Annotated in this window: 8 protein-coding genes; 3 read left to right on the top strand and 5 right to left on the bottom strand. The window is 71.4% G+C overall.

Annotated features, from left to right (window positions below; genetic code table 11):
- Positions 1-394: 394 nt before the first annotated feature.
- The 4 genes from ald to KUM49_RS22860 all read right to left on the bottom strand — a co-directional run bounded on the left by ald (position 395) and on the right by KUM49_RS22860 (position 6,287).
- Positions 395-1,519, bottom strand: coding sequence for an alanine dehydrogenase (gene ald, locus KUM49_RS22875; RefSeq protein WP_217238780.1), 1,125 nt, complete (start codon positions 1,517-1,519; stop codon positions 395-397).
- Between the two features lie 136 nt (positions 1,520-1,655).
- Positions 1,656-3,767: a tetratricopeptide repeat protein gene (locus KUM49_RS22870; RefSeq protein ID WP_217238779.1), complete on the bottom strand. Its 2,112-nt coding sequence runs from the start codon at positions 3,765-3,767 to the stop codon at positions 1,656-1,658.
- A 161-nt stretch (positions 3,768-3,928) separates the two neighbouring features.
- Positions 3,929-4,555 (bottom strand): NUDIX hydrolase, encoded by a 627-nt coding sequence (locus tag KUM49_RS22865; protein ID WP_217238778.1) that lies wholly within the window; start codon positions 4,553-4,555, stop codon positions 3,929-3,931.
- A gap of 85 nt (positions 4,556-4,640) precedes the next feature.
- Complete coding sequence (locus KUM49_RS22860) at positions 4,641-6,287, bottom strand: CTP synthase (RefSeq protein ID WP_217238777.1); 1,647 nt, start codon at positions 6,285-6,287, stop codon at positions 4,641-4,643.
- Between the two features lie 520 nt (positions 6,288-6,807).
- Between KUM49_RS22860 and KUM49_RS22855 the strand changes: the two genes are divergently transcribed.
- Positions 6,808-8,610, top strand: coding sequence for a glycoside hydrolase family 15 protein (locus KUM49_RS22855; protein ID WP_217238776.1), 1,803 nt, complete (start codon positions 6,808-6,810; stop codon positions 8,608-8,610).
- Positions 8,611-8,677: 67 nt separating this feature from the next.
- Positions 8,678-10,060, top strand: coding sequence for an FAD-binding oxidoreductase (locus tag KUM49_RS22850; RefSeq protein WP_217238775.1), 1,383 nt, complete (start codon positions 8,678-8,680; stop codon positions 10,058-10,060).
- Here the strand turns inward: KUM49_RS22850 and KUM49_RS22845 are convergent.
- Entirely contained in the window at positions 10,047-11,003 is a 957-nt protein-coding gene (locus KUM49_RS22845; protein ID WP_217238774.1) for an LLM class F420-dependent oxidoreductase, read from the bottom strand. The two genes, KUM49_RS22850 and KUM49_RS22845, sit on opposite strands and share 14 nt — an antisense overlap.
- Before the next feature lie 61 nt (positions 11,004-11,064).
- Between KUM49_RS22845 and KUM49_RS22840 the strand changes: the two genes are divergently transcribed.
- Positions 11,065-12,705: a PucR family transcriptional regulator gene (locus KUM49_RS22840; RefSeq protein WP_217238773.1), complete on the top strand. Its 1,641-nt coding sequence runs from the start codon at positions 11,065-11,067 to the stop codon at positions 12,703-12,705.
- Positions 12,706-12,799: the final 94 nt, after the last annotated feature.

Genomic DNA, 12,799 nt, shown 5'->3' with positions numbered 1-12,799 from the left:
ACTCATTCACAAGTCGTCTTACCTCCTTGGTGACCAGGAAATTTCTAGACAGGTCAGCGTGGCACCATGCCGACGGTTGGCGACTCTATGGCGTGTCGGGCGTCCGCAGCAACACAATCCGCCGGACCCGGCAGGATGTGTCGGCAATGAAACATCCCTCTGTCAAGGGCGTACGGCCGTCGCACGGTAGGTTTCACCGGTGTACGAATCGGTTCAAGGGTTACGTTCGAGGCGAGTTGACCGAGAGCCGCAAAGTGACCATACACACACCCGGCCGGACCTTTGTCGGGCAAGGTCCGGCCGGGTACGCGGTGTTGACGACCGTGTTGACGTATCGCCTTTTGGCGAATGCTGACTTGGCGACGCGACCTGCGGCTTCGCGGCGGGTGTCCGCTCAGCCGAGCAGCGTCTCCAGCTCCACGTGCTCCAGGCCGTGCGCTTCGGCGACCTCGCGGTAAACGACCCTGCCGTCATGGGCGTTGAGCCCCTTGGCCAGCGCGGGATCGCGGCGCAGGGCCTCCGCCCAGCCGTGGTCGGCGAGTTCGACGATGTACGGCAGCGTCGCGTTGGTGAGCGCGTAGGTGGAGGTGTTGGGCACCGCGCCGGGCATGTTGGCGACGCAGTAGAAGACCGAGTTGTGGACCGGGAAGGTCGGCTCGGCGTGAGTGGTCGGGCGGGAGTCCTCGAAGCAGCCGCCCTGGTCGATCGCGATGTCGACAAGGACACTTCCCGGCTTCATGCGCGACACGAGCTCGTTGGTGACCAGCTTCGGCGCCTTGGCGCCCGGGATGAGCACGGCGCCGATGACGAGGTCGGCCTCCAGGCAGGCCTTCTCGAGCTCGAAGGCGTTGGAGACGACGGTCTGGATCTTCGTACCGAAGACCTTGTCGGCTTCCTTGAGCTTGTTGATGTCCTTGTCGAGCAGGGTCACGTGGAAGCCCATGCCGATGGCGATCTGCGCGGCGTTCCAGCCCGAGACGCCGCCGCCGATGACGACGGCCCGGCCGGCCAGCACGCCGGGGACACCGCCGGGCAGCACACCGCGGCCGCCGTTCGCGGCCATGAGGTGATAGGCGCCGACCTGCGGGGCGAGGCGGCCCGCGACCTCGGACATGGGAGCGAGCAGCGGGAGCGCGCGGCTGGGCAGCTCGACCGTCTCGTATGCGATCGCGGTGGTGCCGGACTCGATGAGGGCGTCCGTGCACTCCTTGGAGGCGGCCAGGTGCAGGTAGGTGAAGAGCGTCTGGTCCTTGCGGAGGCGGTGGTACTCCTCGGCGATGGGCTCCTTGACCTTGAGAAGCAGGTCGGCGGTGGCCCACACCTCGTCGGCGGTCGGAAGGATCCGGCCGCCGGCGGCGACGTACTCGTCGTCCGTGATCGAGGAACCGGCACCGGCACCCCGCTCGACGACGACCTGGTGGCCGTGGCGCACCAGTTCGTGCACACCGGCGGGGGTGATGGCCACCCGGAACTCGTTGTTCTTGACCTCGCGGGGGATGCCGACCTTCACGTCGATCACGGTCCTTGGCTCAGAGGATGTCGGGGCATTACAAGACATACCCAGGCATGCGAGGGCACACCAGGATGCACCGCAGGAGAAGGTGCGGCAGAGCCAGTCTAATGAAGGTGTTCCCGCTGTCTAGCCTTTCATTGCATCAATCTTCAGCGGATGTACTACGGATTTCGCAGGTGTTAGCGCTGTGTTCCGGTGGATCGGGGGGTTCCGGGACCGGATCGGGCTCCCCATCGGCCTCCCCGGCGACCCCGTCGGGCTCCTGTGGCTCCTCCCCCAGCAGCCGCTCGGCCGCGCCCCGGTGCAGCGCCGCCGCCGCGGGATCCCCGAGGTGCTCCAGCGTGTCGGCGAGCCGCAACTCCAGTGCGGCCTGCAGGCGTACGTCCTCGGCACGACGCGCCCACTCCACGGCCTCCTGGCAGGTGCCCAACGATTCCTCGGTCCGTCCTGCGTACTCCTGGACGCGCGCGAGTTCGCTCAACGCCCGTGCGTGGGCGGCCACATCGCCGTTCTTGCGGTAGCCGGCGACCGCGGCCCGCCAGTTGCGCTGTGCCTCGCCGTACCGGCCCGCGTAGGTGTGGGCCGCCGCGATACGGCCGTACAGCCGCGCGGCGTCTGAGCGCTCGTCCCGGGCGAGGCGCTGGACCAGGGCCCGGCCGTACCAGTCGGCGGCCCGGTCGTAGTCCCCGAGCTCCAGGTGTGCGCCGCCTACGGATTCCATCGCGCGGCCGGTCGCGTACGGGTCGTTCGCCTCCCGTCCGGCGTCCAGAGCCGCCCGATAGCGGGCCAGGGCCTCCGTGGTGCGGCCGGTCCGGGCGTCCAGGTCGGCGAGGTTCAGCAGGGCGGCGGCCTTCTCGCGGGGCAGCCGGCGGCGTTCGGCCACGTCGAGGACGAGGCGGTGGATGCCGTACAGGTCGGGCGCGGCGGCCTGGGTGCCGAAGTGGGCGACCATCGCCCGCACGAGCTGGGACATCAGGCGCCGGGCGAGGGTGTCCAGCTCGCCGTCGGCGACCGCGAGACGGGCCGCGGCGAGCAGGGCGGGCCTGCGGATGCTCAGCCAGTCGGCGGCCGCCCTCGGGCTCGGGAAGCGCAGGGAGCGCGGCATGCCCTGCAGCTTCTCGCGTGTGCCGGGGTCGTCGGTCTCGGTGATCGCCCGGCAGGACTGCAGCAGCCGTACGGTCCGCTCCAGCATCCGGGCGCGGGCCAGCTGGAGCTCGGCGGGGCGTTCGTGGGACTCGGCGAGCGCCTTCAGCAGCGGCTGGAGGCAGCCCGGCACCTCGTACTGCGGCAGCGGCGAGGGCACGGCGTGCAGCAGGCCGAGGGCGACGAAGTCGTCCAGGGTGGTGCGGGCGCCGCCCACCGAGCAGCCGGCGAGCGCGGCGGCGGTGTGCGGGTCGACCAGGCCGGCCGGGGCGAGGCAGAGCAGTCGCAGTATCCGGGCGGCCGGGGCGGGCAGGGACGTGTAGGCGAGCCGGAAGACCCTGCTGAGCGGGGTCGCTCCTTCGTCGCCCTCGGTGTGCAGGTGCTTGGCGAGGTCGGCGACGGCCGCCTTGGGCCGGGCGGCGAGCCAGCCGCCGGCCAGGGTCAGCGCGGCGGGCTGGGCCTGGCACTCCTCGACCAGGCCCTCGGCGGCCCGGGGGTCGACGGTGATGCGGACGGAGCCGGTGTGCCGGGACAGCAGTTCGAGGGCGGACTTGGTGTCGAGGCCGCCCAGGGTGCACGGGCGGACGTCCGCGATCCCGGTCAGCGGGCCCCCCGAGACGGCCACGACCAGGCAGTCCGGGGTGTCCGGCAGCAGGGCGTCGACCTGCTCGGCGGTGGCCGCGTCGTCGAGCAGGAGCAGCACCCGGCGGTCGGCAAGGGCCTCGCGCAGGGCAGCCGTGAGGTCGTCCTCGGCGGCTCCGGCGGGCGTCGGCAGCTTGAGTGCCACCAGCAGTTCGCGGGCGGCGTACTCGGTCGGCACGGGGGTGCCGTCGGGCTCGCTGAGCCGGGTCCGGAGCACGCCGTCCCGGTAACGGTCCGCGACCTGCCGTACGAGTTCCTCGGCGAGCGCCGTACGGCCCGAGCCGGGTTTTCCCGCGATGAGGAGCACGCGTGCGCGGGGAGCCTTGCGGCCGGAGATGGTGTCCAGGCCGGCGCGCTCGATGTCGGCGCGGAGTTCTTTCAACTCTCTTGTACGGCCCAGGAATCGAGACTCCGCAGCAGCGTCTCCGGACAGCTGCACGCCGCCTGTGTCCACCGCCTGATCCGTCACGGGCCACACTCCCGTCCCACCGCACGCGCAAGCCCGCCGGGACTCCGGTTCGGGCGTTTCCAGAGCCTAGTTCACGCTCTGCTACGTTCCGTGTGGAGCGCGGCGGACACGTCCCCCGATCGGATCAGCCGATGGTCACATCAGCGGCGGGGTCTGTGGGTTCAGGACTCGAAGGGTCGCGCGGGCCAGGGCGCCTCGGCCGGACGCAGCGCGTCGAGCCCGTCCCCACCCCGCGCGGCGACCAATGAGAGCACTCCAACGACGAGGCAGTTGTTGTGCAGCTCCCCCGCGAGCACGCCCCGGACGAGCTCGTCGACCGGCACGCGTGCGTGCTCCATGTCGGCCTCCTCGTCCTCCACCTCGAAGCGCTGCCCCTCGGCCTCGGACAGATCACGGGCGAGGAAGATCCGTACGGCCTCGTCACAGCCGCCGGCCGTCGTGTACACGTCGGTGAGGACCCGCCAGTCCTCGGCCTTGACGTGCGCCTCCTCGTACAGCTCGCGCTGGGCCGCGTGCAGCGGGTTCTCGCCGGGGACGTCGAGCAGGCCGGCCGGGATCTCCCACAGCTTCTGCCGCACCGGATGCCGGTACTGCTTGATGAGCAGGACACGGTCCTCGCCGTCGAGGGCGACGACGGCCACGGAGCCGGGGTGGACCTGGTAGTCGCGGCTGACCACCGAACCGCCGGGCATGACCACCTCGTCGGTGCGGACGGAGGTCTTGTTGCCCACGAAGGGGGTCTCGGTGGACCGGATCTCCCAGGCCTCGGGGGTGTCCTTGATCGTCATGCCCTGTCCTTCCACGTGCGCAAAGAGGCCGGGGCGCCCACCTTTTGAATGCGCGCGCCCCGGCCACCGTACAACTGTTGTGCTGCTACGAATTCTTCCGCTCGACCGAGGCCTTCACGAGACCGGCGAACAGCGGGTGCGGACGCGTCGGGCGCGAGCGGAGCTCCGGGTGCGCCTGCGTCGCGACCAGGTAGGGGTGGACCTCGCGCGGGTACTCGACGTACTCGACGAGCTTGCCGTCCGGCGAGGTGCCGGAGAACAGGATGCCCGCCTTCTTCTCCAGTTCCGCGCGGTAGGTGTTGTTCACCTCGTAGCGGTGCCGGTGGCGCTCCTCGACGTACTCCTTGCCGTCGTACACCTCGCGCACGATCGAGCCCTCGGCCAGCTTGGCCGGGTACATGCCCAGGCGCATGGTGCCGCCCATGTCGCCCTCGCCGGCGACGATGTCGAGCTGCTCGGCCATGGTGGAGATGACGGGGTGGCCGGTGGCCGCGTCGAACTCGGTGGAGTTGGCGTCCGGAATGTCGGCCAGGTTCCGGGCGGCCTCGATCACGATGCACTGCAGGCCCAGGCACAGGCCGAGCAGCGGGATCTTGTTCTCGCGGGCGTAGCGGATGGCGCCGACCTTGCCGAGCACGCCGCGGTCGCCGAAGCCGCCGGGGATGCAGATGCCGTCGACGTCACCGAGCTGCTGGGCGGCGCCGGCCTGCGTCTTGCAGTCGTCCGAGGTGACCCACTTGATCTTCACGCGGGCCTTGTTGGCGAAACCGCCCGCGCGCAGCGCCTCGGTGACCGAGAGGTAGGCGTCGGGCAGGTCGATGTACTTGCCGACCAGGGCCAGGGTGATCTCGTGATCGGGGTTGTGGACGCGGTCGAGCAGGTCGTCCCAGGTCGTCCAGTCCACGTCGCGGAACGCGAGGTCCAGCTTGCGGACGACGTAGGCGTCCAGGCCCTCGCCGTGCACGGTCTTGGGGATGTCGTAGATCGAGCGGGCGTCGGGGCAGGCGACCACGGCTGCCTCGTCGACGTCGCACATCAGCGAGATCTTCCGCTTGATCGCGGTCGGGACCTCGCGGTCGCAGCGCAGCACGATGGCGTCCGGCTGGATACCGATGTTGCGCAGGGCCGCAACCGAGTGCTGGGTCGGCTTCGTCTTCAGCTCCCCCGAGGGGCCGATGTACGGCAGGAGCGAGATGTGCACCACAAAGACGTTGTCGCGACCGACCTCGTGCCGCACCTGGCGGACCGTCTCCAGGAACGGCAGCGACTCGATGTCGCCGACCGTGCCGCCGACCTCGGTGATCACCACGTCGACCTCGTCCGTCGCCATGCGGCGGATGCGGTGCTTGATCTCGTTGGTGATGTGCGGGATGACCTGCACGGTGTCGCCCAGGTACTCTCCGCGCCGCTCCTTGGCGATCACCGTGTTGTAGATCTGGCCGGTGGTGACGTTGGCGGAGCCGTCCAGGTCACGGTCGAGGAAACGCTCGTAGTGCCCGATGTCCAGGTCGGTCTCGGCGCCGTCGTTGGTGACGAACACCTCACCGTGCTGGAAGGGGTTCATCGTGCCCGGGTCGACGTTCAGGTACGGATCGAGCTTCTGCATCACGACGCGCAGGCCCCGCGCCTTGAGCAGCATGCCGAGGCTGGAGGCCGTCAGGCCCTTGCCGAGCGAGGAGGCGACACCCCCGGTGACGAAGATGTGCTTGGTCGTCGTGGATTTGGGCGTCATGGCCAAGAGGGGGCTCCCGTGGTCGCGGTCTGGGGGTGCGGGGCGGCTTCCGGCCCGGAGACACCGGGTTTTTCTGGGGGAGCCGTCGCTGCGGTTCGGGGGTTTCTTGCCCACCGGTCCACGGGCTACCAGGGTATCAGCGCCCGGACGAGATGGCTTCCGGCCACGCTCCGCGCACGGGTCGGCACAGCCTGCACGGCCTCACGCGTTTCTCACCCCTTGCTCACCCGTTCGGCGCACCTGCGTTGCCCGGAGCGGCACGCGGATCATCTAGGTGCGTCGTATCCTGCTCGGACACTCGCTGAACGAGCCAGGCCGGCAACACGGCACCACCCCCGTCCGTAAGCACCGGAACAACGAGAGCTCGTCAGTTCGTTGAGCAACAGTTGTCGTTTTGCCTCACGGCACCACAGCCTGTTTTGCTTCACCACTCAACGACGTATGACAAAGACCCCTTGACCGCACTAGCGACAGCCCCCCGTTTTCCGGGGGCGACGTGGCCGTTCGACTGGAGTTGCACGTGGCCGGGCGCATCGAAGACTACGCACTCATCGGAGACATGCAGACCGCTGCCCTGGTCTGCCGGGACGGCACGGTGGACTGGCTGTGCCTGCCCCGCTTCGACTCGCATGCCATCTTCGCCGGTCTGCTGGGCACCGAGGAACACGGTTTCTGGCGGCTGGGACCCGCGCACGCGGCCGACGCCGCACCGCCCACCGCGGCCCGTCGCAGCTACCGCGGCGACTCCCTGATCCTGGAATCCGAGTGGGACACCCCCCGCGGCACGGTCCGTGTGACGGACTTCATGCCGCCGCGTGACGGCGCCCCGCAGCTGATCCGGATCGTGGAGGGCGTCTCGGGCCGCGTACCGATGCGCTCGGCGCTGCGGATGCGTTTCTCCTACGGCCGGGTCGTCCCGTGGGTGCACAAGCACGAGGGCCGCACGGTGGCCGTCGCCGGTCCCGACTCCGTGTGGTTCGACACAGAGGCCGAGACCTACGGCAAGTCGCTGACGACGTACGCGGACTTCACGGTCGCCCCGGGCGAGCGGATCGCGTTCACCATCTCCTGGGAGCCCTCGCACAAGCAGCCACCGCCGCTGCCGGAGCCGGAGCAGTCGCTGGAGGCCACCGAGGACTTCTGGCGGGACTGGGTCGAGCACTGCACGTACCACGGCCCGTACCGCGAGGCGGTGGTCCGCTCCTTGATCACGCTCAAGGCGCTGACGTACGCCCCGACGGGCGGCATCGTCGCCGCTCCCACCACCTCCCTGCCGGAGGAGATCGGCGGCGTCCGCAACTGGGACTACCGCTACACCTGGCTGCGGGACGCGGCGATCACCCTGTCCTCGCTGCTGCGCACCGGCTACCGCGAGGAGGCCCGCGCCTGGCGCGAGTGGCTGCTGCGGGCGGTTGCCGGCGACCCGGAGAACCTGCAGATCATGTACGGCATCGCGGGCGAGCGCGAGCTGGGCGAGGCCGAGCTGGACTGGCTGCCGGGATACGAGAACTCCGGGCCGGTCCGGGTCGGCAACGGCGCCGCGCACCAGCTCCAGCTGGACGTGTACGGCGAGGTCACCGAGGCCCTGCACCTGGCCCACATGACGGGCCTGGCCCGCAACGACTACGCGTCCCTGCTCCAGCTGAAGCTGATCCGCTACCTGGAGGACCACTGGGACGAGCCGGACGAGGGCATCTGGGAGGTGCGCGGCCCGCGCCGCCACTTCGTGCACTCCAAGGTGATGGCCTGGGTCGCCGTCGACCGGACGATCAAGCTGATCGAGTCCGGCGACGCGGACGGCCCGCTGGAGAAGTGGCGCGAACTGCGCGACGACATCCACCGGGACGTGTGCGAGAAGGGTTACGACAAGGAGCGCAACACCTTCACGCAGTCGTACGGCTCCAAGGAGCTGGACGCCTCCCTGCTGCTGATCCCGCAGATGGGCTTCCTGCCCCCCGACGACAAGCGCGTGATCGGCACGATCGAGGCGATCCAGCGCGAGCTGTCCACGTCGGACGGCTTCATCCTGCGGTACCCGACGGACGGGGCCGACGAGGGCGTCGACGGACTGCCCGGCGACGAGGGCGCCTTCCTCGCCTGCTCGTTCTGGATGGCCGACGACCTCGCGATGATCGGCCGCGTCGACGAGGCCCGCAAGCTGTTCGAGAAGCTGCTGTCCCTGCGCAACGACCTCGGGCTGCTGGCCGAGGAGTGGGACTCGCGCCTGCAGCGCCAGGTCGGCAACTTCCCGCAGGCGTTCAGCCACGTGCCACTGATCGACACGGCCCTGCGTCTGACGGCGTCGGGAGCCTACGGCGGCTGAACAGGACCGGCCCGTCGCTCCCGCCTAGGCTGGAAGCCACCAATCCCCCGCACGGAAGGGGGCGGCCATGGCTCCCCTCTCGAAGGCGGGCGCGGCTCTCACCGCGCTGCGCGAGGATCTGACCGGAGGGGTGTTCGCTCCCGGGGATCCGGGTTACGACGAGGCCCGGGTCGTCCACAACGGCATGATCGACCGGCGGCCCGCGGTGATCGCGCAGTGCGTGGACGAGGACGACGTCGTACGGGCCGTGCGCTTCGGGCGGGAGCTGGACCTGAACATCGCGGTCCGCGGTGGCGGGCACAGCGTGGCCGGCATGGCGCTGAACGACGGCGGGCTGGTCGTCGATCTACGGCGGATGCACGAGGTGACCGTCCACCCGGCAGCCGAGGCGGTACGGGTCGGCGGCGGTGCCACGATGAGTCACCTCGACCGCGCCACCCAGCCCTACAAGCTCGCCACCACCGGCGGCCGGGCCTCCACGACCGGCGTCGGCGGCTTCGTCCTGGGTGGCGGCACCGGCTGGCTGGACCGCTGCTGCGGGCTCGCCGTGGACAACCTGCTCGGCGTCGAGCTGGTCACCGCCGACGGCAACCGGACCCACGCGAACGCCGACGAGAACCCCGAGCTGTTCTGGGCCCTGCACGGCGGCGGCGGCAACTTCGGCATCGCCACCGCGCTGACCCTCAAGCTGCACGAACTGCCCGAGTTCTCCCTGGCGCTGCTGCTGTACCTCCCGGAGTTCGGCCCCGAGGTCGTCCGCACCTACCGGGACCTGATCTCGGTCGCCCCGGTCGAGGCGGCCGGCGGGATCATCTACCTCACCGGCCCGCCCGAGGAGTTCGTACCGCCGCACCTGGTCGGCACGCTGTTGTGCGGGGCGATGCTGACGTACGCCGGCGGCGAGCAGGATCTGCGCAAGCTCGCCGAGCCGCTGCTGGCGCTGCCGCACGAGGCGGAGATCGTCGGGGCGATGCCGTACGCCGATGTCCAGTGCATGATCGACGATCCGCCCGGACTGCGGAACTACTGGTCGGCTGAGTACGTCTCGCAGGCGCCCGACGACTTCGTGAACGTCTTCTGCGACCGCGCGCACTCCATGCCCGTACCGTCCGCCACCCAGCACGTGCTGTTCCCGCAGGGCGGTGCGATCGCCGACGGGCCGCACGAGTATCCCGTGCCGTACCGGGACGCGCCGTGGGCGGTGCACCCGTTCGCGGCCTGGGAGGACCCGGCCGACGACGCACGCGCCATCCAGTGGGTCCGGGACGTGCGCGCCGACGTCCGGCCGTGGAGCACCGGCGCGGTCTACCTCAACTTCATCGGCGACGAGGGCGCGGACCGGGTGGAGGCCGGGCTGGGCGCCGAGAACGCCCGGCGGCTGGCGGTGGTCAAGGGGCAGTACGACCCGGACAACGTCTTCCGCTTCAACCACAACATCACGCCGGCCTGAGCGCGGTCAGCGTCCGCTCCCCCGCCGCGTCACCCGCCGTGGCCGGGACCAGCGCGATCTCGTCGAGCCCGGCCTCGGCATAGGCGTCGATCCGGGCCCGTACGGCGTCGAGGTCCCCGACCAGACCGACGGCGCCCGCGGCCCGGGGCGGGAGCGCGCGCAGCAGGGCGTCCCGGCCGGCCCCGGCCGCGGCCAGCTCCACCGCTTCGCCGAGGCCCGCCGCGGTGAACATGTCGCTGTAGCCCGGCACGGTCAGATACCCGGCGATGCTTCCCATGACCTGGGCGAGGGACTCCGGCTCCGGATCGACGGCCGCGGGCAGCCAGGCGGCCAGTGTGGGCGGGGTGCGGCCGGCCCGCTCGGCCGCCGCGAGCAGCTTGGCCCGCAGCACGCGCACCTGCTCCGGCGACACGAGGTCGAGCAGCATGCGGTCGGCGTGCGCGGCGGCCGTGGCGATCGCGCGGTCCCCGAAGGCCGCCACGGTGAGCCCGCCGCCGGGCGGCGGGAGCCGGCGCCGGAAGGGGCTGCCCGGCACGACCGGCTCGCCCGGCACACCGTGCAGAAGACGCCGTACGGCCGCCGCGCTCTCCTCCATCACGGCCGCCGGCCGGACCCGCGGCCGCCCGTGCACTCCTTCCACCACCCGCCGGCTGGACGTGCCCAGCGCCACCCCGGCCGGGCGGCCGGTGAGGGCCGCGACGCCCGCCGCGCCCCGGGCGATGGTGAACGGGTCGCGCACGGACACCGGGACCGGTCCGGCGGTGAGCGCGACCCGTTGGGTGGCCCGCCCGATCGCCGCGGCCAGTACGAAGGAGTCCCAGGTCGGTCCCTCACCCGCCCACACCTCGCGATATCCGAGCCGGTCGGCGAGCACCGCCACCCGCACCGGCTCGTCGACCGGACTGTCGTCCTCGCGCCCAACGGCGACCACGCTGATGTCCATGACCCGCCGCTACCCGGCGGCGATCTCCCCAACCCGGAGCGTCGCAGGTAGCGTGCGCTGCATGGACAGCGGCACGGACCACCGATTCGAGAGCCGGGGTGCCGGGATCACCGTTCAGCGCGCTCTGGAGCTGCCCGGACTGCGCAGCGGGCTGCCCGAGGTCCTCGCGGGTGCGGACCGGCTGGAGCGCACCGTGCGCTGGGTGCACGCGGGCGAGGTGCCCAACATCGCCTCGCTCCTCAAGGGCGGTGAACTGCTGCTGACGACCGGCTACGCCCTGGGCACCCGCCCGGCCGAACAGCGCGCGTTCGTGCGCACCCTCGCCGAGCGCGGCGTCGCGGCCCTCGTCGTGGAGCTCGGCCCGCGTTTCACCCGGCTGCCCGCCGCCATGGTCGACACGGCACGCGCGGCCGGGCTGCCGCTGGTCCAACTGCACCGCGAGGTGGCCTTCGTGGCGGTCACCGAGGAGGTCCACACCGAGATCGTCAACGGCCACTACGCGCTGCTCCAGCGGGCGGAGGAGGTGCACCGAAGGTGTACCGAGGCCCTGCTCGGCGGCGGCGGTATCCCCCAGGTGCTGGGCATCCTGGCCGACTTCGCCGGCAACCCGGTCTTCCTGGAGACGACGGACGGCCTGCTCCTGTACGCCGCCGGGGCCGGCCCCGAGGGCGCGGATCCGCTCCAGGTGTGGGAGGGGCTGCGCGGCCAGCACAAGGACACCCCGCCCGCGGGTTCGGTCCTGGTGGACGTACCGGGCGGCGGGCCGGGGACGGGTTCGGTCCGCGCCCGCCTCGTCCTGCTCCCCGTCCGTGGCCCGCTCGCGCCCGTGCACCGGATGGCGGCCGAGCGGGCCGCGGGCATCCTGGCCGTGGTCCTGATGCAGGCCCGGCAGGAGGAGGAGCTGGCGGCGCGGGGACGGGGGGATTTCCTCACCGACCTCGCCGAGGGACGCGTGGCGGCCGAGGACGCGCCCGCGCAGGCCCGGGTGCTGGGTTTCAAACCGGGCGGCAGCCCGCTGCTGCCGGTGGTGATGCGCGTCGGGGACGCCCTGTCTCCCGGCGGCGGGTGGGCGGTCCTGGCGCGTGCGGTCGCGGAGGAGCTGGCGTCCGTGGGGGTGCCGGTCCTGTTGGGTGTACGCCCCGTGGAAGGCCGCGTTCCGCTGCTCGTGGGCCTGCGTGCGGAGTCGGAGCGGGCGGCGGTCGCGGACCGGGTCGCGGCAGCGCTCAGGACGGGCGTGGAACGGGCCGCCATGCAACGGCCGGGGGCGCAGCCGCCGGTGGTGGTCGTCGGCGTGGCGGGCGGCTGGGCCGCCGCCTCGGCCGGCCTCAGGCACGCGGCGGAGACGGCGACCGCGGCACAGGGGCTGTCGGACCGGCCGTGGTACGACGCCCGCCGGCTGGACATCGACCTGCTCCTGTGGCGGCTGCGCGACGACCCGGACCTGGCGGCCTTCGTGGACCGCGCGATAGGCCCCGTCCGCGACCACGACAGCCGTTCGAAGCCGCCGCTGCTGCCCACCCTGGAGACGTATCTGGCGCACGCGGGCCGCAAGGCGGAGACGGCACGCGAGCTCCACCTCAACCGGCAGACGCTGTACAACCGCCTTGCCCGCATCGGCGAGTTGCTGGGCACCGATCTCGACGACCCGCAGACGGTACTGGCGTTGAGCCTGGCCCTGCGCGCGCGTCGGCTCGTGCCCTAGGTGTTCTGTCCGGGGAGGTTGTGGACAGGTGAGTCAGGTCTCGGCTGAGGGATCTTGAAACAGGTGAGGGCCTTCCGGTTCGGTGTGGATTGCG

The sequence above is a fragment of the Streptomyces sp. AC555_RSS877 genome (genome assembly GCF_019049245.1).
Classification (GTDB): Bacteria; Actinomycetota; Actinomycetes; order Streptomycetales; family Streptomycetaceae; genus Streptomyces.
Note: the sequence above shows the minus strand (reverse complement) of the source record. Positions and strands in the feature narration are given on the sequence as shown.